This window comes from Stenotrophomonas sepilia, assembly GCF_003244875.1.
Lineage (GTDB): Bacteria > Pseudomonadota > Gammaproteobacteria > Xanthomonadales > Xanthomonadaceae > Stenotrophomonas > Stenotrophomonas sepilia.
On record NZ_LXXZ01000100.1, the window covers coordinates 13,692 to 35,406 of the forward strand.

19 protein-coding genes are annotated in these 21,715 nt (G+C 68.4%); 8 read left to right on the forward strand and 11 right to left on the reverse strand.

Annotation, left to right across the window (positions count from 1 at the left end):
* Positions 1–37: 37 nt before the first annotated feature.
* Positions 38–2,215: a primosomal protein N' gene (locus A7X97_RS20115; RefSeq protein ID WP_072167302.1), complete on the reverse strand. Its 2,178-nt coding sequence runs from the start codon at positions 2,213–2,215 to the stop codon at positions 38–40.
* A gap of 413 nt (positions 2,216–2,628) precedes the next feature.
* Between A7X97_RS20115 and A7X97_RS20120 the strand changes: the two genes are divergently transcribed.
* From A7X97_RS20120 to sppA, 4 genes are all read left to right on the forward strand, one after another.
* The gene (locus A7X97_RS20120; protein ID WP_088496608.1) at positions 2,629–3,633 is read left to right on the forward strand and encodes a hypothetical protein; all 1,005 of its coding nucleotides are present in this window, start codon (positions 2,629–2,631) and stop codon (positions 3,631–3,633) included.
* Positions 3,626–4,207: a DUF3106 domain-containing protein gene (locus A7X97_RS20125; RefSeq protein ID WP_088496607.1), complete on the forward strand. Its 582-nt coding sequence runs from the start codon at positions 3,626–3,628 to the stop codon at positions 4,205–4,207. The genes A7X97_RS20120 and A7X97_RS20125 overlap by 8 nt, the downstream gene beginning before the upstream one ends.
* A gap of 207 nt (positions 4,208–4,414) precedes the next feature.
* Positions 4,415–5,779 (forward strand): MATE family efflux transporter, encoded by a 1,365-nt coding sequence (locus A7X97_RS20130; RefSeq protein WP_005419642.1) that lies wholly within the window; start codon positions 4,415–4,417, stop codon positions 5,777–5,779.
* 115 nt (positions 5,780–5,894) lie between these two features.
* A complete protein-coding gene (gene sppA / locus A7X97_RS20135) occupies positions 5,895–7,817 on the forward strand; it encodes a signal peptide peptidase SppA (RefSeq protein WP_061478137.1) in 1,923 nt (640 codons plus the stop codon).
* Positions 7,818–7,942: 125 nt separating this feature from the next.
* Here the strand turns inward: sppA and A7X97_RS20140 are convergent, their stop codons facing one another.
* Entirely contained in the window at positions 7,943–8,155 is a 213-nt protein-coding gene (locus A7X97_RS20140; RefSeq protein ID WP_005419638.1) for a hypothetical protein, read from the reverse strand.
* A gap of 111 nt (positions 8,156–8,266) precedes the next feature.
* On the opposite strand from A7X97_RS20140, the gene A7X97_RS20145 reads away from it, so the two are divergent.
* A complete protein-coding gene (locus A7X97_RS20145; protein WP_014038643.1) occupies positions 8,267–9,043 on the forward strand; it encodes an SDR family oxidoreductase in 777 nt (258 codons plus the stop codon).
* Between the two features lie 96 nt (positions 9,044–9,139).
* Here the strand turns inward: A7X97_RS20145 and A7X97_RS20150 are convergent, their stop codons facing one another.
* The 9 genes from A7X97_RS20150 to A7X97_RS20190 form a co-directional block, all read right to left on the reverse strand.
* Positions 9,140–9,850, reverse strand: coding sequence for a hypothetical protein (locus A7X97_RS20150; protein WP_088496606.1), 711 nt, complete (start codon positions 9,848–9,850; stop codon positions 9,140–9,142).
* A 34-nt stretch (positions 9,851–9,884) separates the two neighbouring features.
* Positions 9,885–10,574 carry a hypothetical protein gene (locus A7X97_RS20155; protein WP_088496605.1) on the reverse strand — a complete coding sequence of 230 codons (690 nt, stop codon included), beginning with the start codon at positions 10,572–10,574 and terminating at the stop codon, positions 9,885–9,887.
* 43 nt (positions 10,575–10,617) lie between these two features.
* Positions 10,618–11,208 (reverse strand): L-threonylcarbamoyladenylate synthase type 1 TsaC, encoded by a 591-nt coding sequence (gene tsaC, locus A7X97_RS20160; protein WP_005419629.1) that lies wholly within the window; start codon positions 11,206–11,208, stop codon positions 10,618–10,620.
* 131 nt (positions 11,209–11,339) lie between these two features.
* Entirely contained in the window at positions 11,340–13,823 is a 2,484-nt protein-coding gene (locus A7X97_RS20165; protein WP_088496604.1) for a DNA topoisomerase I, read from the reverse strand.
* 193 nt (positions 13,824–14,016) lie between these two features.
* Complete coding sequence (locus tag A7X97_RS20170) at positions 14,017–14,946, reverse strand: RDD family protein (protein WP_061478133.1); 930 nt, start codon at positions 14,944–14,946, stop codon at positions 14,017–14,019.
* Positions 14,947–14,995: 49 nt separating this feature from the next.
* Entirely contained in the window at positions 14,996–15,754 is a 759-nt protein-coding gene (locus A7X97_RS20175) for a pilin (RefSeq protein WP_053496977.1), read from the reverse strand.
* Positions 15,755–15,793: 39 nt separating this feature from the next.
* Positions 15,794–16,267 (reverse strand): DUF494 family protein, encoded by a 474-nt coding sequence (locus A7X97_RS20180; RefSeq protein WP_005419622.1) that lies wholly within the window; start codon positions 16,265–16,267, stop codon positions 15,794–15,796.
* A gap of 43 nt (positions 16,268–16,310) precedes the next feature.
* Positions 16,311–17,438 carry a DNA-processing protein DprA gene (dprA, locus tag A7X97_RS20185; protein WP_111008370.1) on the reverse strand — a complete coding sequence of 376 codons (1,128 nt, stop codon included), beginning with the start codon at positions 17,436–17,438 and terminating at the stop codon, positions 16,311–16,313.
* A gap of 110 nt (positions 17,439–17,548) precedes the next feature.
* Positions 17,549–18,679 (reverse strand): LysM peptidoglycan-binding domain-containing protein, encoded by a 1,131-nt coding sequence (locus A7X97_RS20190; RefSeq protein ID WP_072167258.1) that lies wholly within the window; start codon positions 18,677–18,679, stop codon positions 17,549–17,551.
* Positions 18,680–18,805: 126 nt separating this feature from the next.
* Between A7X97_RS20190 and def the strand changes: the two genes are divergently transcribed.
* From def to rsmB, 3 genes are all read left to right on the forward strand, one after another.
* The gene (gene def, locus A7X97_RS20195; protein WP_005419619.1) at positions 18,806–19,318 is read left to right on the forward strand and encodes a peptide deformylase; all 513 of its coding nucleotides are present in this window, start codon (positions 18,806–18,808) and stop codon (positions 19,316–19,318) included.
* A 120-nt stretch (positions 19,319–19,438) separates the two neighbouring features.
* Entirely contained in the window at positions 19,439–20,362 is a 924-nt protein-coding gene (gene fmt / locus A7X97_RS20200; RefSeq protein WP_088496603.1) for a methionyl-tRNA formyltransferase, read from the forward strand.
* Between the two features lie 3 nt (positions 20,363–20,365).
* The gene (gene rsmB / locus A7X97_RS20205) at positions 20,366–21,697 is read left to right on the forward strand and encodes a 16S rRNA (cytosine(967)-C(5))-methyltransferase RsmB (protein ID WP_065196856.1); all 1,332 of its coding nucleotides are present in this window, start codon (positions 20,366–20,368) and stop codon (positions 21,695–21,697) included.
* Positions 21,698–21,715: the final 18 nt, after the last annotated feature.

Sequence of the window (21,715 nt, forward strand, 5' to 3'; positions counted from 1 at the left end):
GGTAGTGCCGAGCCATGCTCGGCAGTGCTCTACGGGATCAATACAGGTCCGTTGGATCCACATCCAGCGACCAGCGCACCTTGCGCGCTTCCGGCAGCGCATAAAGCTGCGGCACCAGCTGCGCGAGCACGCCATGCAAGGGTGGCCGCTGCGGCGCCGACAGCAGCAGCTGTGTGCGCTGGTAGCCCGCGCGCCGCGGCATCGGCGCTGGCATCGGGCCGTACGCCTCCACCACGTTCTGCTCGCCCAGCAGCTGCCGCGCAGCCAGCAGGAACGCATTGGCATGCTCCACCTGCTGCGCTTCGGCGCGCATCAACGCCAGGTGCGCGAACGGGGGGAACCCTGCGGCTTGCCGCTGGTTCAACTCGGCCTGCGCGAACGGGTGGTAGCCACCGCTCACCAGGGTTTCCAGCAGCGGGTGACCCGGGTGATGGGTCTGCAGCCAGACCTCGCCGGGGTCACGTGCACGCCCGGCGCGACCGGCCACCTGGATCAGCTGCTGCGCGAGTTTCTCACTGGCGCGGAAGTCAGCGGAGAACAGGCCTTCGTCGATGCCGACCACCACCACCAGGGTCAGCTTCGGCAGGTCGTGGCCCTTGGCCAGGATCTGCGTGCCGACCAGGATGCCGGGCTGGTCGCCCAGTTTCGCCAGCTGCTGTTCCAGCGCATCGCGGCGTGAGGTGGTGCCACGGTCGATGCGCACCACCGGGAAATCGGCGAAGGCGGCGGTGAGGTGTTCTTCCAGGCGTTCGGTGCCGATGCCCTGCGGCTGCAGCGCCAGGCTGCCGCAGGCCGGGCATGCCAACGGCGCCGGTTGGCGCGCGCCACAGTGGTGGCACTGCAGGCGTCGGCCGCCACCATGCACGGTCATCGGCGCATCGCAGCGCTGGCACGGCGCGGTCCAGCCGCAGTCGTGGCACAGCAGCACCGGTGCATAGCCGCGGCGGTTCTTGAACACCAGCACCTGCTGGCCACGCTGCAGGTGTTCGCCGATGCCGGCCAGCACATCGGCCGAGAGGCCATCGTGCAGCGGCCGCTTGCGTACATCGAGGATGCGCACGCGCGGTGGCCGTGCATCGCCGGCGCGCTGCTTCAGGCGCAGGTGCGTGTAGCGCCCGGCGTAGGCGTTATGCAGCGTTTCCAGCGAAGGGGTGGCACTGCCGAGCAGCACCGGAATGCCCAGTGCCTTGGCCCGGACCAGGGCGAAATCGCGCGCGTGGTAACGGATGCCGTCCTGTTGCTTGTAGCTGCCGTCGTGTTCCTCGTCGACGATCAGCAGGCCAGCCTGCGGCAATGGCGTGAACACCGCCGAGCGGGTGCCGACGATGACCCGTGCTTCGCCACGCGAGGCGGCCGCCCAGACGCGCGCGCGCTCGTTGTCGTTCAACCCCGAATGCAAGGCGTGCACGGCGATGCCCAGGCGGCCGCGGAAACGTGCCAGGGTCTGCGGGGTCAGGCCGATTTCCGGCACCAGTACCAGCGCCTGCCTGCCCTGCGCCAGGCAATGGATGATCGCCTGCAGGTAGACCTCGGTCTTGCCGCTGCCGGTCACGCCGTCCAGCAGGAACGGCTGAAAGCCGTCGGCAGCGTTGATCGCAGCCACCGCCCCGGCCTGGTCCGGGTTGAGCGTGGGGCCGGGCAGCGGCTGCGCATGCTGCGGTGCCACCGTCATCGCCACGCGCTCGGCCAGCGCGCGCTTGGCCAGGCTGCGTGCAGCGGTGCGCCAGTCGGCCATGCGTTCGCCGAGCACGTCCTCATCCACGATCGCTCCGGCCAGCAGCTCGGCCAGCTGCCGCGGACGGCTGCCGGCGCGCAGCTTTTCGCGCTGGGCGTGGCCTTCGGTGGTCAGCTGCCAACCCCAGTGATGTGTGTCGGGCAGGGCCTCGCCATGGCGCAGCGGTCCGGGCAGGGCGGTGCTCAGCACCTCACCCAGCGGCGCATGGGTGTAGCGCGCCAGCCACTGCAGGCTCTGCCAGAGTTCGCCCTGCAGCAGCGGCTGCCGGTCGCACCAGGCCAGCGCCTGGCGCAGTCCCTGGCCGTCGTCGGTCTGGCCGTGGCCAGCCACCACGCCGACCAGCTCGCGGTTGCCGAACGGCACCTTCAGGCGGCAGCCGACCGCGGCCGTGGGGCCATCGCCCTCCGGCGACAGGTAGTCGAACAGACGGGGCAGGGGGACGGGCAGGGCGACCTGCAGGGTCGGAATGGGTGAAAGCATCGGGCCAGTGTAACGGGCCATGCACGCGCGAATGGCAGGGGGCAGACGTGCCCGGGCGACGACCGTTGAATCATAAATGTCACCTAAATATCGGTGTCCATTGGAGATTCAGTCTTATCCACATGTTCTGTGGATAACGTTGTGCGTTACCGGTCGACGGGAACGCAGGAGGCCGATGGCGACGAGCTCACCCCTGGGTTGGTCAAAAAATCGCCACACTTCAAAGTTATTCAAAATCAACAACTTGAGTGTGAAACATTGCTGAAACAGAGTGAATTCAGCTGCATGCCGCAATTTCCCGCGCGGGGAGCGTGGTGCTGTGCACAACCTGCAGCACGAAGTGCCTGTGGGCGCAAGTCCTACGGGTGCCGATGGGCTGCCGCTATCATGCCGGCAGACCTTTGGAGTGACCGATGACGGCTGTGCCCGCCCCTGTTTCCTCGACCGCGGCCGGCGCGCTGTCGGCGTTCCTGCGTGGCGTCGAACGCCGCGCCCTGGTGGTGGCTGAACTGCAGTGCGGCGATGCCGCGCGTGCCGAGCAGACCCTGGTGGCAGTGATGCGCGCGTTTGCGGCGGTCGCCAGCGACCTGCCGATGGCGCAATGGCCGACCCGCTTCTGGACCCTGCTGGGCCAGCGCCAGGCGCTGCGCGAGCCGGCGGGCGGGCAGTGGGCGCCGTCGTTGGCCGCGTTGGGCGCGATGCCGCCACTTCCACGACTGGCGCTGCTGCTGCGGGTGGGCGGCAGCCTGGACGAGGGCATCGCCATGCGCGTGCTCGACCAGGACGAGGCCGGCTACCAGCACCTGCTGGCCGATGCCTGCCCGCGTGACGCCCAGGGCCGGCCCGATGCCGTGGCCTGGCGCCAGTTGGCCGAGCAGGTACAGGCGCGTGTCCGTGACCTGCCGGCCGCGCGCCTGCAGCAACTGCAGCAGCCGGCCGCACCCACCACCCACAATGAAGCACCGGCCTCCAGCTGGCGCGCACCGCAGCGGGACGAGCGTGCGGCCGCCAACGCCAAGCGCCGTCGGGCGAGTGCCAAGCCGCGCTGGCGCGGTCCGCTGATCCTGTTGGCGACCGTGGCGGTGCTGCTGGCCGCGGCGCTGGGTTGGCGCTACCTGCAGGGACATTCGTTCGGCAGCGATGCACCCTTGCCGGAGGGCGTGGTGGGCGAAGCCGGTCCGGTGACCGTGGAAGCCCTGCCACCGAGCAAGGTCGACGCCACACCGGACGCGGGCCAGGCGCAAGCCAATGATGACGCAGCGATGCTGGCAGACCGCGACTACCCGCTGGTCGCCGATGCCGACCTGTACGCGTGGACTGCCGCGGGCGGCCCGCTGCCGGTGGATGAATCGCAAGCCAAGCCGAGCCGGCCGGAGCCGGCCAGTGCCACGCTGGAAACGGCTGCCGCCGATGAATAAGTCCGTGCTCGCCAGCCTGCTGCTGGCCCTGCCGCTGTCGCTGTCCGCCGCACCGCAGCCGTTGAGTGTGCCGTTGCCGCCACCAGTTCCGGGCAGTTCGCCGGCCACGCCGGCGTCGGCCGCTGCAACAGCACCTGCGGAATTCGCCCAGCTGGATACGCAGCAGCAGCGACAGCGCCGTGCCGACTACGCCGCTTGGCGCGCATTGCCGGAAGCAGAGCGCGAGCGCATCCGTCAGGCGGCTGCGCGCTTCAATTCGCTGCCGGCCGATCAACAGCAGCGCATGCGGCAGCAATTCCAGGCGCAGGATCAGGCGTTCCGCGACGGATGGCGGCTGGGCCCGCAGCTGGGCCTGGAATTCCCCAAGCTGCACGGACTGTTCGGATTCGTGCCACCGGAGCAACGCGAGACCGCGCTGGCCGTGCTGCGCCAGCTCAACCCGGCGCAGCTGGCCCAGCTGGCCCTGGTCGCGCAGCGCACGCCGCCGCAGGAACGCGACACGGTACGCAGCGCCTTCCTCGCCGTGCCCGCCGCCGAGCGCGACTGCTGGCTGAAGCGCCAGGCCGGCCAGTAGAAAAGGGGACGGAGGGGATTAAGTCGCATTCGGCACTGACTGGCCTGATACGACTTAATCCCCTCCGTCCCCTTTTTTGTGTGGGGCGGCTGAAACCCAGCATTCACGCCATGTCATGGGAATGCAGGCGCCGCCCGCGTAAGATGAGCGCCCGCAACCCGGTGCCTGTGCCCTTCGCGCGCAACCGCAGTTCGCGTCAAGCACCTTATGTCTACTGCAACCTCCACGCCGCGCTTCAGCAAGGAAGTCGGCGCCACCGGTCTGCTCGCCCTGCCGCTCGTGCTGGGCCATGTGTCCACCGGTCTGATCTCCTTCGTCGACAACGTGATTGCCGGCCACCACGCTACGGCGACCCTTGCCGCAGTCACCATCGGTACGGCGCTGTTGTGGCTGCCGATGTTGATTCCGATCGGCACCCTGATCTCGCTCACCGCTTCGGTGTCGCAGCTGCACGGCGCCGGCCGCGAGCGCGAGATCGGCCCGCTGTTCCGCCAGGCACTGTGGCTGGCGCTGGGGCTGGGGCTGATCATGTTCACCTTCCTCACCGTGGTGCCGCCGCTGCTGCCGGCCTTCGGCATCGCGCCGGACATCGTGCCGGGGGCGACCGCGTTCCTGCATGCGGTGCGCTGGGGTGGCCCGGCGCTGACCCTGTACTTCTGCATGCGTTATCTCAGCGAGGGCATGCACTGGACGTTGCCGACCATGCTGCTCGGCTTCGGTGGCCTGCTGGTGCTGGCACCGATGGGCTACGTGCTGGCCAATGGCAAGCTCGGCTTCCCGGAGTTGGGGGCCGAGGGCCTGGGCATCGCTTCGGCGGTGATGATGTGGCTGCAGGCAACCGCATTCGCCCTGTATCTGTGGCGGACCAAGCGCTTCGCCCATCTGCAGCTGTTCTCGCACTTCGAGGGACCGCGCTGGAAGGCGATCTGGGAGCTGCTGCGCACCGGCCTGCCGATCGGCATCACCGTGCTGATGGAAGGCGGCCTGTTCATCGTCACCGCTTTGCTGATCGGCCGCCTGGGCGCCAATGAAGCGGCGGCACACCAGATCGCGATCAACGTCGCGCAGCTGTGCTTCATGATCCCGATGGGCGTGGCCGAGGCCACCACCGTGCGCGTCGGCCATGCGGTCGGCCGTGGTGACGGCTTCGGCGTGCGGCGTGCGGCCTGGGCCGGCTACGCGATCATCATGGGCACGCAGACGTTGTCAGCGGCGGTGCTGCTGTTCGGCCACGATGCCATCGTCGGTGTGTACACCAACGACCTGGCAGTGGCCGGCCTGGCCTCGACCCTGCTGCTGTACGCGGCCACCTTCCAGTTCCCGGACGGCATCCAGGTGCTGTCGGCGGGTGCGCTGCGCGGCCTCAAGGACACCCGCGTGCCGATGTTCATCGCCATGTTCGCGTACTGGGGCCTGGGCATGCCGCTCGGCGCCGGGCTCGGCCTAGGGCTGGGCATGGGCCCGCAGGGCATGTGGATCGGCCTGATCGTCGGCCTGACTGCCGCTGCCATCCTGATGGGCTGGCGCCTGCGCCGCAGCAGCCAGCGCATCGGGCAGTCCGCGCTGTCCTGATCTTCGTGCCCGCCACGTTCACCCGTGACGGGCGATCCCCTGACTTGTGTCCGATGCTGCATCACGCGGCACCGGCTATGCTGGTACCACGGCAAGAAGCCATCCGGAGCGTTCCATGAATCAACCCGTGCCCCCGCTGCCCCCGGCGCGTCGCAACCCCGTCGCCAGTTTCTTCATCGGGCTGTGGGACGTCATGAACTTCACCCGCCGGTTGATCCTCAACCTGGTGTTCTTCGGCCTGCTGTTCCTGCTGCTGGTGATGTTCGTCATCGCCGCCGGCATGGGCGCCGGTGCCAGCAAGTCGCTGCAGGACCGCACCACCCTGGTGATCGCGCCGGAGGGCCGCCTGGTCGAGCAGTTCAGTGCCGATCCGGTCAGCCGCGCACTGGCCAAGGCAGTGGGTGACAACGGTGCCGAAGAGATCCAGCTGCGCGATCTGCTGCGGGTGATCGAGTCGGCCAAGGACGACAAGAAGATCGAGCGCGTGGTGCTGGAGCTGGACAAGCTGCAGCCGTCCGGCTTCGCTTCGCTGCGCGAAGTGGCCGCCGCGCTGCAGGATCTGCGTGCCTCCGGCAAGCAGCTGGTGGCCTACAGCGAGAGCATGGGCCAGTCGCAGTACCTGCTGGCCGCGCAGGCCGACGAGGTCTACCTGGACCCGATGGGTTCGGTCGTGCTCGAAGGCCTCGGCCGCTACCGCCAGTACTTCCGCACCGGCCTGCAGGACAAGCTGGGCGTGGACGTGCACCTGTTCAAGGTGGGCGAGTACAAGTCCGCGGCCGAACCGTACGTGCTCGACGCCGCGTCGCCGGCCTCCAAGGAAGCCGACCTGTTCTGGATGAACGATGTGTGGCAGCGCTATCTGGGCGACATCGCCAAGGCGCGCCGCCTGGATCCGGCGCAGCTGGCTGCCGGCATCGACACGCTGCCGGAAGGCATTGCCGCCGCCGGTGGCGACCTGGCCAAGTTCGCGCTGCAGCAGAAGCTGGTGACCGCGCTGAAGACCCGCGAGGAATTCGAGGATCTGATGATCGAGCGCGGCGTGGCCGACGAAGATGCCGACGGTGGTTTCCGCAACGTCGACTTCGGCCGCTATCTGGCCCTGCTCGACGCGCGCCGCAACCCGGTGGACTCGCGTCCGCAGGTGGCCGTGGTGGTGGCTGCCGGCGAGATCAGCGGTGGCGACCTGCCGGCCGGCCGCATCGGCGGCGAGTCGACCTCAGCGCTGTTGCGCGCCGCGCGCGACGACGACAACGTGAAGGCCGTGGTGCTGCGCGTCGATTCGCCGGGCGGCGAGGTGTTCGCCTCCGAGCAGATCCGCCGTGAAGTGGTGGCGCTGCAGGCTGCCGGCAAGCCGGTGGTGGTGTCGATGGGCGACCTGGCTGCCTCCGGTGGCTACTGGATCAGCATGAATGCCGATCGCATCTACGCCGATCCGTCGACCATCACCGGTTCGATCGGCATCTTCGGCATGGTGCCGAACTTCAGCCGCGCGCTGGACAAGATCGGCGTGCACACCGATGGTGTCGGCACCACCCGTTTCGCCGGTGCATTCGATGTCACCCGCCCGATGGACCCGGCCGTGGGACAGGTCATCCAGTCGGTGATCAACAAGGGCTACGCCGACTTCACCGGCCGCGTCGCCGACGCCCGCAAGAAGCCGGTCGAGGCGGTGGACGAGGTGGCTCGCGGCCGCGTGTGGAGCGGTGCGCAGGCCAAGGAACGCGGCCTGGTCGATGCCTTCGGTGGCCTGAAGGATGCCGTGGCCGACGCTGCCAGCCGTGCCAAGCTGGGCAAGGCCGACGCTTATCGCGTGCGCTACATCGAGAAGGCGGCCACGCCGTTCGCACAGTTCGTCAGCGGTTTCGCCGGCAGCCGCGCCGGTGCCTGGATGCTGTCCGATTCGGGCATGGCGCGGATGATGCTGGCACGCACGATGCCGGAAGTGGACACGCAGCTGCGCTTCGTCGAGAACGCGGCCCGCGAGAAGGGCAATGGCGCACCGGTGAAGGCGCTTGCTTACTGCTTCTGCGGGTTCTGACGGAAGCCATCCACGCAGGGCGTGGAACTACTGGACAGCGAAACGCCCGGCCTTGGCCGGGCGTTCTCGTTCATGGGGTCTGATCCCTTGGCTTCGCAAAGGGCTCTGACCCCATAGGCCACTCGTCATCGCGCCGCGTCGGCCTCGGCCTTGCGCTCGCGTGCGGCGGCTTCATCCACGGCCTTCTGCGCGCCCTTGGCGCGGTCCAGCGGCTCCTGCATCGCATGCGACATCGCTTTGGGTACCGGTGGCTTCTCCGGGTTCGGCGTCGGCGGACGCTGGCAGGCCACCAGCTGCACGATGGCCAGCAGGGACAAGAACAGGATCAGGATGCGCATGGCGGTACTCCGCGGTGGGCGTTCGCGCAGTGTCGCATCTCCGGCAACGCCCTGCCGTGAGCGCGTATCCTTGCGGCATCGAAACACAGCGGGCGCGGCCCCGGAGGACACATGACCCAGCAACGGTGGCGCCTGGACGGCCAGACTGCCCTGATTACGGGCGCCAGCGCCGGCATCGGCCTGGCCATCGCGCACGAACTGGCCGGCCTCGGTGCCGACCTGATGATCGTGGGCCGTGACATCGATATGCTGGAGACGGCGCGCGACGAACTGCTGGACGTGTATCCGCAGCACCAGGTGCACGCGCTGGCTGCCGATGTCTCCGATGACGAGGACCGCCGGCAGATCCTGGACTGGGTGGAAGACCACAGCGATGGCCTGCACATCCTGGTCAACAACGCCGGTGGCAACGTCACCAAGGCGGCCACGGAGTATTCCGAGGACGAATGGCGCAAGATCTTCGAGACCAACCTGTTCTCGGCCTTCGAGCTGTCGCGCTACGCGCATCCGCTGTTGGCGCGGCATGCGTCGTCGTCCATCGTCAACGTCGGCAGCGTGTCCGGCCTGACCCACGTGCGCAGTGGCGTGGTCTATGGCATGACCAAGGCCGCGATGCACCAGATGACGCGCAACCTGGCCGTCGAGTGGGCGGAGGATGGCATAAGGGTCAACGCGGTGGCGCCCTGGTACATCCGCACGCGGCGCACGTCCGGTCCGTTGTCGGACCCGGACTACTACGAGGAAGTCATCAATCGCACGCCGATGCGTCGTATCGGCGAGCCGGAGGAAGTGGCTGCCGCGGTAGGCTTCCTGTGCCTGCCGGCGGCCAGCTATGTCACCGGCGAGTGCATCGCCGTGGATGGTGGTTTCCTGCGCTACGGGTTCTGATCTTCCAGCGGGTAGTGCCGGCCGCTGGCCGGCAACTGGAACCATTTTTGAAGATCCTGCGATTGCCGGCCAGCGGCCGGCACTACCGCATGGCAGTCACCCCGGTACCGGGCAGTTGCTGGCCTCCAGCACGCCCTGCAACCGTTCGCGTTCGCCCCGGGCCTTGTCGCGGTTCTCCGGCGAGGCGAACCGCTCGCGGCCACGTGCGTCGCGGAAGCGTTGCTGCCAGCTGCTGCAGCGCTGCGCGTCCGGCAGTTCCTCGCAGCGGTCGCGCACCACTTCGCAGCCTGCAGCGTTGACCGGTGTGGCGCCGCCCAGGCCCTGCACGGTCATCAGTTCGCAGCGGCCGGGGGCAGCCTCGTATTCGTGCAGGTAGCCACCGCCCTGGCTGTCGGTGCACTGGAAGATGGGCGGCAGCGGCGGCTTCGGCGGCGCATTGCTGTCCGGCGCGGCATCGGCCTGGCGTGGCAGCGATGCACTGTCGAGTATCAGATCGCCGCCTTCGCGTTCGACCATGCCGGCTTCCATGATCGTGCGTCCTTCGCCGGGGCGGCGGGGGCTGGGCGCGGAAGCCGGCGGCATACCCGCCGCCGCCGGTTCGGGTGGCGACGGCACAGGGGCCGGCGTGGGCGACGCACTGGCAGCGGCCGGAATCCGCACCACCTGCTGCTTGCTGCCGCCAGGGCAGGGCGTACGTTGCAGGGTGGGCACATCGCTGTTGCTGGAGGTGCAGCGGTAGATCACCCCGTCGTCGGCCACTGCGTTGCCGGCGAACAGGCCCAGGGCCAGCCAGATCAGGTTCTTCATGCGCACAGCGTACATGCCACGGCAGGTGCTGCGCTCAGCGTTCGCAGTCGCGCGACAGGCGCGCGTCGATGCCACGCTGTTCGTTGCTGATGGCGGTGCGTTCACTCTGCAGCGCGCTGTTGTAGCGGCGGTCCAGTTCCCAGCGGCGGTCGCGCAGGCGCGCGCAGACTTCCTGTGGCGGCAGCGCATGGCAGCTGTCGCGGACCAGCACGCTGCCGGCCGGAACCTGTACACCGACACCCACCGCTGGCGGCCGGTAGCCGGTTCCTTCACCGATGGGGGGGCCGACCGGCGTGCCGAAGGCGGGGCGTGGGCCGGGATGGACCGGGCCGTGGTGCCCATGCGGGAGCCAGACGCTGGTCCACAACGGCACCCAGCGCGGATTGCCCTCGTTGTTGTCGCTGGTGTAGCGGCGACCGTCGTCGCTTACGCACTCGTACAACGGTTGTGGTGGCTGGAGGTAGACGTGGCGGACCTCACGATCACGCATCACCGGAACCTCGTCCGGCCGGGCGGGTGCCGCGTCGCTGCGCACCACCCGGGGGGCCAGGTCGCGCGGGCGCTGCAGGTCACGCACTTCCTGCCGGCCACTGCTGCATGGCTTGTCCTGCAGGGCCACGGCGCCGTTGCTGGCGACACAGCGGTACACGCGCACGTCCTCGGCGGCGGGTGCGGTCCATGGCAGCAACAGGCACAGGCCCAGGGCGGTGCGCAGCAGGTTCATGGCGGCAGGGTGCGTGATTGTCCGCGGCAGTGCAATCGTCGGTTCAGGAGCGCAGCACGTTGCCGCTGAGCGCGTCGCGGATCGGGGTTGGCTGGGCCAGGCCGCCGGTCTCGCCGTCGAGGAGGCCATCGAGCAGGCGCAGCAGGCGCGGATCGAGCTCGGCACGGCTGCGGGCCGGTGGTTCACCGGCCAGGTTGGCGCTGGTGGAGACCAGCGGGCCACCCCAGGCGCGGCACAGGGCGGCGACCAGCGGGTGGGCGCTGATGCGCACCGCGATACCGCTGTGTTCGCCGGTGACCCAGGGCTGCGCGTGCGGACCGGCCGGCAGGATCCAGGTGTTGGCGCCCGGCCAGCTGGCCAGAACCGCGCGCTGGCGGGCGTCGGGCAGCGCCTGCAGGCGGACCCAGCCCTCCAGCTGCGACAGTTCGGCGGCGACCAGGATCATGCCCTTCTCGATCGGGCGCTGTTTCAGCCGCAGCACCGCGTGCACCGCGGCTTCATGTGACGGATCGCAGCCCAGGCCCCAGACCGCTTCGGTCGGATAGGCGATCACGCCACCGGCGCGGAGCGTGGCGACAGCAGAGTTCAGGGTGAGTTCTTTCATGACGGCGACCGGCCCGGCGTGGGCCTCCATTATCCCCCCGCTGCGTGCAGAAGGGGTGGAACGCGCCCGCTCGGTATTGCCGGCCGCTGGCCGGCATCCGAGGCTTCCAGGTGTTGCCGGCCAGCGGCCGGCACTACCCCTCATCCGCGCATGGCGTGGATCTACTTCTTTGCAGCGGTCTTCTTGACGGCCTTCTTCGCCGGTGCCTTCTTTGCGGCAGCTTTCTTCACCGCCTTCTTGGCCGGCACTTTCCTGGCCGCGGCCTTCTTCGGCGCTGCTTCCTTCTTCACCGCAGCCTTCTTGGCCGGTGCCTTCTTCGCGGCGGCTTTCTTGGCGCCGAAGCCCTTGCGCACCGGCTTGCCGGTTTCTTCCATCAGCTGTTGCACTTCGGCCAGGGTCAGCGATGCTGGTTCGCGATCCTTGGGGATCTTACCGTTCATCTTTCCATCGCTGATGTACGGGCCGAAGCGGCCGTTCAGCACCTGGATGTCGCTGCCCTCGAACTCCTTGATGATCCGGTTGCGCGCGATCTCTTCCTTCTCTTCGATCAGGAATACGGCGCGGGCCAGGTCGATGGTGTACGGGTCGTCTTCCTTCTTCAGTGAGGCGTAGGTGCTGCCGCGCTTGGCGAACGGGCCGAAGCGGCCGATGCCGACGCTGACCGGCTCACCATTGTCCTCGCCCAGCGCGCGCGGCATCAGGAACAGTTCCAGCGCGTCTTCCAACGAGATGGTGTGCATCGACTGGCCGGGGCGCAACGAGGCGAACTTCGGCTTTTCCTCGGCGTCCTCGGCGGTGCTGCCGATGGCGGCATACGGCCCGAAACGACCCAGCCGCACGCTGACCGGCTTGCCGGTCTTGGGGTCGGTGCCGAGCTCGCGCGCGCCACTGGCCTCGGCGCGGTCGACCGATTCCTTCTTGTCTTCGACCAGTTCCTTGAACGGCTCCCAGAAACGGGCCATCAGCGGGATCCATTCTTCCTCACCGCGCGAGACGGCATCGAGCTCGTCCTCAAGCCTGGCGGTGAAGTCGTAATCCACGTACTGGGTGAAGTGGCTGGACAGGAACTTGGACACCGCGCGGCCCACGTCGGACGGGCGGAAGCTGCGGCCTTCCATTTCCACATACTTGCGGAACAGCAGGGTCTGGATGATCGAAGCGTAGGTCGAGGGACGGCCGATGCCGTACTCTTCCAGCGCCTTCACCAGCGCCGCTTCGGTGTAGCGCGGCGGTGGCTGGGTGAAATGCTGTTCGGCCAGGATGCGTTCCAGCGGGATGCGGTCGCCCGGCTTCATCGCGGGCAGCTTGCGGCCCTCATCTTCGTCCTCGGCGCTCTTGTTGTCCTTGCCTTCCTCGTACACGGCCAGGAAGCCGGGCACGACCACGGTGGTGCCGCTGGCGCGGAACACGTGTTCGCTGCCGGCCGACAGGTCGACGCTGACGGTGTTGAGCGTGGCCGGGATCATCTGGCAGGCCACCGCACGCTTCCAGATCAGCTCGTACAGGCGCCGCTCGTCGTCGGTCAGGAAGCGGGCGACCTGCGACGGCGTGCGCAGGGCCGAGGTCGGGCGCACCGCTTCGTGCGCTTCCTGGGCGTTCTTCGACTTGGTCTGGTAGGTGTTGGGCTGGTCCGGCAGCGAGGCGATGCCGTAGTCGCGGGCGATCACGTCGCGGATTTCCGCCAGCGCGTCCTGCGACAGGTTCACCGAGTCGGTACGCATGTACGAAATCAGGCCGACGGTGCCTTCGTCGCCGATGGCCACGCCCTCATACAGCTTCTGCGCCACCTGCATGGTCTTGCGGGTGGTGAAGCCGAGCTTGCGCGAGGCTTCCTGCTGCAGGGTGGAGGTGGTGAACGGCGGCGCCGGGCGGCGCTTGCGCTCCTTGCTGGCGACGTCGGTGACGTGCAGCGAACCCTGCGCGGCCTGCTGGATGCGCATGCGCGCCGCTTCAGCGGTGTCGCCATCGGTGACGGTGAACTGCTCGAACTTCTGCCCGTCCAGCTTGACCAGCTTGGCATTGAAGTGCTGGGACGGGTGCGCGCACTCGGCAGCGATCGACCAGTACTCGCGGGCGATGAAGGCTTCGATCTCTTCCTCGCGCTCGACGATCATGCGCAGCGCCGGGCTCTGCACGCGGCCGGCGGACAGGCCGCGCTGCACCTTGCGCCAGAGCACCGGCGACAGGTTGAAGCCGACCAGGTAGTCCAGCGCGCGGCGGGCCTGCTGGGCGTCGACGAGGTCGCTGGCGATCGCGCGCGGCTGGCTGATCGCTTCCTTGATGGCGCGCGGGGTGATCTCGGTGAACACCACGCGCTGCATCGGCTTGTCCTTGACCAGCCCGCGTTCCTTCAGGATCTCGGCGATATGCCAGCTGATCGCTTCACCCTCGCGATCCGGGTCAGTTGCCAGCAGGATGTCGTCGGCGCCCTTGGCGGCCTTGGCGATCGCATCGACATGCTTTTCGTTCTTGTCGATCACGTCGTAGTGCATGGCGAACCCGTTGTCCGGGTCGACCGCGCCTTCCTTCGGGATCAGGTCACGCACATGCCCATACGAGGCCAGGACGGTGTAGTCCTTGCCGAGGTATTTGTTGATCGTCTTGGCCTTGGCCGGCGATTCGACGATGAGCAGGTGCTTGGGCATGGCAGCAGTGTCTGTGGGGCGAGCCGCAGGGAAGGGGCCGCTAGGGTGGAGCAAACGGCCGCATTAGTGAAGCGGCCACGGACAAATCAATACGCTGAACGCCCGGTAGTGTGCCGGGCGTTCAGGTTTCACCTTATTAGAGGAATCACGCCCGGCCAGCCCCTGTCAAGCAGCCAGACGTGAGGATGGCCGTTCATGAGGCCATCTTGGCGATGAAGCCGACCGCAGCCACCAGCAGCACCAGGCCCGCGACCGTCAGCAGGCCGGTCAGTACCAGGATCACGATGGTGACCGTACCCAGCTCATGGCGCTGCAGCTGCGGCTGGTCGGTGTAGGCCCAGCGGTCGACCACCAGGGTGTCGCAGATCATGTCGTGCAGGCCCTGCTTGCGCTCGGTGAAGGCGGCCATCAGGAAGCCGATGCCCAGGGTGAAGCTGCTCAGCAGCATGGCCCAGTAGCGACCGAAGGCGCGGCCACGGGTCAGGCGGTCACCGTTGCTGCGCACGACCTTGATGCCGACCGCCATCTTGCCCAGCGTGGCGCCGCCCGGCGAGGAATGGAACCAGGTGTAGTAGGCCACGCCGATGGCCATGTTGATCAGCGCGCTGGCCAGCTGCGCGACGATTTCGATGGAGGTTTCGCCACTGCCCACCGCGCCCATGCTGGCGCCAAGCACCACGCCGATGATGGCGCCGATGATGCCGCCCGGCACGGCCAGCACGAAGTAGTCGATCATGTAGGCCGCGACGCGCTTCCAGAAGCCGGCGTAGACCACCTCGCCGCCGATCACCGGCCGCGCGCCACCGGCAGCGGCGGCGGCCGGGGCGTTGTAGGGCGAGCTGCTGAGCGCGCCCGTGCCAGGCAGCGGCGCAGTGCCGTTGTCGATGGCGGCGTAGTCGCTGCGCAGGTCGAAGCCGCCACTGGCAGTGGCGGTGCTGGCGTCGGCCAGCGTCTGCAGGCCCAGTTCATCGACCACCTGGCGCAGTGCAGCCCACTGGGCCATGCCTTCGCGCCAGACCAGGGTGTCCAGGTTCAGTTCGCCGCGCTGGAAGCGCTGGCGGATCTCCTGGACCGACAGCGGGCCCTGGCGTTGCTGTCCTACGGCGTAGTACCACTCAGTCATTGCATGTTCCCTGTTGGATCGTCCTTGGAGGTGCTGCCGTGCGCGTGGCTCAGCCGCGGCACGACGTCGGCAGGTACTTGTCGTCGCTTTCACCGCTGCATTCCCAGCGGCCGCTGTCGCGATCATATTCCAGCCACAGCAGGTCGCCATCGAGGCTCTTGCCGGGCACGGCCAGCGTTGCTTCGATGCCACAGTGACCGTTGTTGAAGCGGCCGATGTTCACCGCCGACAGGCCGGCCTGGGTGAAGTCACCCGGGGCCGGGAAACCGGCATCGTTGGCGCCGGGGCAGCGGCCTTCATCGTCGGCGAAGTGCTGCACCTGCTGTTTCAGCGGCTGCAGGGCATTGACCGCGGTCGCGATCCTGGCACGCACGGTGTAGTCGTTGTATGCAGGCAGGGCGATCGCCGCGAGGATGGCCATGATCGGTACCAGTACCAGCAGCAGGCCGCCGCCGATGATCGCGGTCAGGGCGCAACCGGAGAGCTTCTTCTTCGGCGGTGGCAGAACCCCGGCTGCCGCTTGGGTGGCATAGGGCGTGGACGGCGGCAGCACAGGCGGCTGCGGCGGAGGGGGGGCCACCGGTTCCGGTTCCGGCTCGGGTTGCTGGGCCGGCGCAGCAACGTCCAGTGCCGGCACGATCAGGCCCAGCTCGTCGACCACGGTACGCAACGGCTGCCATTGCGGCAGGCCGTCGCGCCAGACCAGGGTGTCCAGGGAGATCTGGTTGTTTCGGAACAACTCGACCAACTGTTCCGCCGGCAGCGGGCCTTGCTGCCGGTTGCCTTCTGCATGGAACCACTCGCTCACGGGGACGCTCCTGAATGCGCTATGCCCCCAAGTGTACGGTCAGTGAAGGGGTTCTGGCTCGTCCATGAACATCTGCGTCTCCATCCAGGCATAGGCCGCTTCGGAGCCGGGCTGGTTGAACAGCACCATCAGCACGACCCATTTCAGGTCGTCCAGGTCCAGTTCGTCCTGGTCCAGGGCCATCGCCCGGTCCAGCACCAGCTCGCGCTGGTCGGCGTCGAGGATGCCGTGCTGTTCCAGGTACAGCAGGAAGCCGCGGCATTCCACATCCAGCTTGTCCAGCTCGGGGCCATGGTAGATGCGCACGGGGCCGTCGACCCGCGCCTGGGCCACGCTCGGCCGCTGGGCGGCCAGGGCATCGAGCCAGTCGAACGCCTTGTTGATCTCGGTGGGGCTGAAACCGGCCTGGATCAGGCCGTTCTGCAGCGAATCGCGGTCACGGATCAGGTCCGCATCTTCGCTGAAATAGTGTTCAAACAGGTACAGCAGTACATCCAGGATGCTCTCTTTCATTGCCCCTCGGCCTGCGTCGCGCGACGCTGTGGAGGTGAAGAAACTAGGGAGTTCGACAGTAGCGGCCGTGTACGCACACCACGATTCCCGCCAGTTCCATGGCAAGCAGCATGGAGGACACCTGGGACGCCGTCAATCCACAGCGCGTGATCAGTGAATCCATACCGCTTGGGTTGTGGTCCAGGGCTCGCCACAAGCACTGGTAGTCAGGGTCGTCGGCCCAGCGCGCCGGCAGGAGGGCCGGCAGTGCCTGTTCAGTGGGGGTGACCAGCCGCGATTGCAAGCCCGGCAGCTGCTGGCGAAGGGCGGGGGCGAGCAGTTCCAGAACCTCCTCGGGGCGCTCGACCAGCGCCGCGCCCTCGCGGATCAGGCGGTGGCAGCCCGCCGCGCGCGGGTTGAGCACCGATCCGGGCAGGGCACAGACCTCGCGGCCTGCCTCGGCGGCCAGGCGCGCGGTGATCAGCGCTCCCGATCGCTGCGCGGCCTCGACCACCACGGTGGCCAGCGCCAGCCCGGCTACCAGCCGGTTGCGCGCGGGGAAGTGGCCTGGGCGGGCCGCCGTACCCGGCAGGTACTCACTGAGCACCACGCCCTCGGCGGCGATGCGCGCCTGCAGCCGGGCGTGGCTGTCCGGATAGGCGCGGTCAGGGCCCGTGCCGATCACCGCCACGGTGCAGCCACCGGCCTCCAGCGTGGCCTGGTGCGCAGCCGCATCGATGCCTGCGGCCAGGCCGCTGGTCACCGCCAGGCCCGCCTCGACGAAACAGCCGGCAAAACGCGCGGCCAGTGCGCGCCCGCCCGGGGTGGGGGAACGGCTGCCGACCAGCGCCACCGACGGGCGCCAGGCCAGGCTGGGGTCTCCGGCGACGAACAGCGCCAGCGGCGGGTTGGGCACCTCCAGCAACGAGGGTGGAAAGGCCGGATCGGTGCAGGGCAGCAGGTGATGGTTGTCCTGTTCCAGCCAGCGCAGGGCGGATGCACACGCCCGGGCGTCGGGACGTTCCAGCGCGGCGCATTGCTCCGGCGTGCAGCCGTGCGCGCGCCAGTTCGCCGGGCCTTGCGCGATGGCGGCTTGCGCACCGCCCGCGGCCTGCAGCAGGGCCCGTCGTGGCGCCAGTGCGTCTCCCGCCATCAACAGGCGCAGCAGCGCCTCATATGCATGCGTGGTCATCCCCCACTATCGGCCGCACGCAACAAAGGCGCCCTAGGGCGCCTTCGCATGTGATCGTCAGGTTTTCCCGCAGACGCCTGCCGGGCAGCGGCCGGCACGCCCGGCAACGGTTACTTTGCGTCCGGGTGCAGCGCGTTGTAACCCACCTGCACCGGCTTCACGCCCTGCATCACCAGCGCGTAGCTGACGTTGTCGAAGGTACGGAACACCATCGCGTGCGCGGCATACTCGTCCGGCAGCGAGACCCGGCCCGCGCCAGTGCTGAGCGAGTCGTCCATGCGCGAGGAGCCCGGGTACTTCATGCGGTGCGCCACATGGCGGCCCGGGCGCCACAGCGAGAACACGGTACCGTTGTCCACGCCCTGGGCACGGCCGGCCGAGATCGCGATCACGTCGCGCGGGCCACCGGCGTTGAACATGTCGGTGACGGCCAGCACGCGCACGTCCACACCCTCGACACCGGCAGCGGGTACATGAGGTATGAACTGCAGGTCGTACGGCTTGGCTTCGACCGGCACCAGGCGGTCACCGGCGCGCACTTCGCGGCCGCCGTCGTTCTTGTCCAGCACCAGCGTGGAGGCCTCGACCTTGCCGCCGGCAATCTGGGTGATGGTGCCGGTAGCGACCTGGGCCAGCTCGTAGCCGAGCACGCCACGGCGGGCGTTGGGCGCGTTGTAGGCCTTCCACAGGTTGCCGCTGCCCGGGGTCACGTCGCCATTGGCGGTCAGGTCTTCGGTCGGCTTGGGCTGGGCGTACCGCACGGTCGGGCGTACCACGGCCCAGCGCTGGCCCACCTGGGCATCGGCCAGGCGCACGTAGACGGTGTCACCGCCGGACACGCGCAGGCGGCTGTCCTCCAGGCCGACCACGTAGGGCAGCTGCTTGATGCTGTCGACAACGCTCAGCTGCTTCAGGAACGGCTCGACCTGGGCCAGCGGAATGGCGTCGATCGGGGCCTCCTGGCGCGGGCCGGCCTGGGATACGGTCACCCGGTCCAGGTAGGCCAGGCTCAGCACGTCACCTGGATAGATCAGGTGCGGGTTGGCGATCTGCGGATTGGCTTGCCAGATCTCCGGCCACAGCCAAGGCTTCTGCAGGAAACGTGCGGCGATATCCCACAACGTATCCCCTTTTCGGACCACATAGGTGTCCGGGTGCCCGCCATTCACTTCCACGGCGGTAGCATAGGCAGCCACGGTCAGCATCGCCGCGGCGACGACCGTACGAAAACGAAGCAACATAGGTGTGAAGCCCTGATTCCCCAACAGGTCCGCGCACTATAGTCCAGAAACCGGGGCGCAAGGCAAGCGTTGGAGCTAGAATCTGCGACGTATGCCGGCGTGCCGGCCCCCTATCCGGAAACAGCCATGGCCCTTCTCCCCATTCTCGAGTTCCCCGATCCGCGCCTGCGTACCAAGGCTGCGTTGATCGACGCCGCCGAAGTCACCACGCCGGCCTTTCAGGAACTGATCGACAACATGTTCCAGACCATGTACGACGCCCCGGGCATCGGCCTGGCGGCCACCCAGGTGGACGTGCACAAGCGCTTCATGGTCATCGATGTCAGCGAAGAAAAGAATGAACCGCATGTGTTCATCAACCCGGAAATCGTCGCCAGGGACGGGGGCCGGGTGTACCAGGAGGGCTGCCTGTCGGTCCCGGGCATCTTCGCCGACGTCACCCGCGCCGACACCATCACCGTGAAGTACCTGGACCGCAACGGCCAGGAACAGCAGCTGGAGGCCGGTGAAGTGCTGGCCACCTGCATCCAGCATGAGATGGACCACCTGGACGGCAAGCTGTTCATTGACTACCTGTCGCCGCTCAAGCGCGAGATGGTCCGCAAGAAGCTGGCCAAGCAGCGCAAGCACGTGGCGTGATCGCCCATCCGGGCCGCCCTTCGGGTGGCCCGTGCCTGCGCGACGCGCGCGGGCTGCACGGCGCCGGCCGACGGCGCCGTTTTCTTTCCTGCACGAATCCATCCTGCAAGTGGGGTAGCCATGAGGATTGTCTTTGCCGGTACGCCGGAATTCGCGGTGTCGTCGCTGCGCGCCGCGGCGCGCCACCACGAGGTCGTGGCCGTCTATACCCAGCCTGACCGGCCGGCCGGCCGTGGCCGTGGCCTGGCACCGTCGCCGGTCAAGCTCGAGGCCGTGGCCCGTGGCATTCCGGTCTACCAGCCCGAATCACTGAAGGACGAGGCTGCACAGCAGCAGCTGCGCGACCTGCAGCCGGACCTGATGGTGGTGGTGGCCTACGGCCTGCTCCTGCCCAAGGCGGTACTGGCGATCCCGACCCACGGCTGCTGGAACGTGCATGCCTCGCTGCTGCCACGCTGGCGCGGTGCTGCGCCGATCCAGCGCGCGATCCAGGCCGGTGACGCAAAGACCGGTGTGTGCCTGATGCAGATGGAAGCGGGCCTGGATACCGGCCCGGTGCTGCTGCACCAAGAACTGCCGATCGCTGCCACCGATACCGGTGGTCAGCTGCATGACAAGCTGGCCGAGCTGGGTGCACAGGTCCTGTCCGACGGCCTGGGCCTGCTGCGGGCCGGCATCAAGCCGATCGCGCGGCCGCAGCCGGAGCAGGGCGTGACCTATGCGCACAAGCTGGACAAGGCCGAAGCCCGTCTGGACTGGGCGCAGGGCGCCGATGTGCTGGCGCGTACCGTGCGTGCCTTCAATCCGTGGCCGATCGCCGAAGCGACGCTGGCTGGCGAACGCGTGCGCATCCATGGCGCGGTGGCACTGGATGCGGCCCACGGCCAAGCGCCGGGCACGGTGCTGGCGGCCAGCCGCGATGGCATCGACATCGCCTGTGGCCAGGGCGCACTGCGCTTGCGTACGCTGCAGCGCGAAGGCGGCAAGGCGATCACCGCCGCCGACTACCTCAACGCCCGCCGTGATCTGCGCGTGGGAGCATAAGCGGTGTCGAAGCAGAACGATTTCTCCGTGGCCAAGGCGGCGCCGGGCGCGGCCACGCGCATGCTGGCCGCGCGTGTGCTGGCACAGGTGTTCACCCGTGGCCGTTCATTGAAGGCCGAACTGGCCTGGGCGCTGCCGAAGCTGGCCGACAGCCGCGATCGTGCCTTGCTGGAAGCGCTGTGCTTTGCGGTCCTGCGTCGCCGCAGCACCTATGACGCTGCCTTGCAGTCGTGGATGCAGAAGCCGCTGTCGGCGCGCGACGCCGACCTGCGCACCCTGTTGATGGTGGGCTTTGCCCAGCTGGACGTGCTGGAACTGCCGGCGCATGCGGCGCTGTCGGCCACGGTCGATGCCGCGCGTGCGCTGGGCCGTGAGCGCCAGGCCGGCCTGGTCAATGCGATCCTGCGCCGCGCGCAGCGCGAAGGTTTCCCGGAGCAGCCGGCGCGCGATGCCTTCCCGGAATGGCTGGCCGATGCGGTGGAGCGCGATTGGCCGGCACAGGCCGACGCGATCTTCAGCGCCAGCCTGCAACCGGCACCGTTGTGGCTGCGTGCCAACCGCCAGCACGGTGGCCGTGACAAGGCACTGGCGGCACTGGCCGAGGCGGGCATTGCCGCCGAACCCAGCGCGCTCTGCGCCGATGCATTGCGCCTGGCAGCCCCCGTTGCGGTGAACCAGCTGCCGGGTTTTGCCGACGGTGCACTGTCGGTACAGGACCTGTCGGCGCAATGCGCAGCCGACGCGCTGGCGCCCGCGACCGGCGCCCGCGTGCTGGACGCCTGTGCGGCGCCCGGTGGCAAGTCGGCGCACCTGCTGGAACGTGACCCCAGTCTGCGCCTGCTGGCGCTCGATATCGATGCGCGTCGCCTCGCGCGCGCCCGCGATACCTACACCCGCACCGGTGTGGGCGAGGGCGCGCAGACCCGGGTGGCCGATGCCAGCGATCCCGGGGCCTGGTGGGACGGCACGCCGTTCGACGCCATCCTGCTGGATGCCCCGTGCTCGGCCACCGGCGTGATCCGCCGCCAGCCGGACGTGATGTTCCACCGCCGCGCCGAGGACATCGATGCGCTGGTCGGCGTGCAGGCCCGCCTGCTGGAGGCCTGCTGGTCGATGCTGCGCCCGGGAGGCGTGCTGCTGTACGCCACCTGTTCGATCCTGCGCGCCGAGAACGTCGATCAGGTGCGAGCCTTCCTGAAGTGGCATCCGGACGCAGCGGCACAGCCTCTGGATGACACATTCGGCCTCGATTGCGAGGGGATTGCGCGCCAGCGCCTGCCGGGTGACAACGATGCTGACGGTTTCTTTTACGCGCGTCTGCTAAAAACAGCCTGACCCCGCTGACGTTCCGAG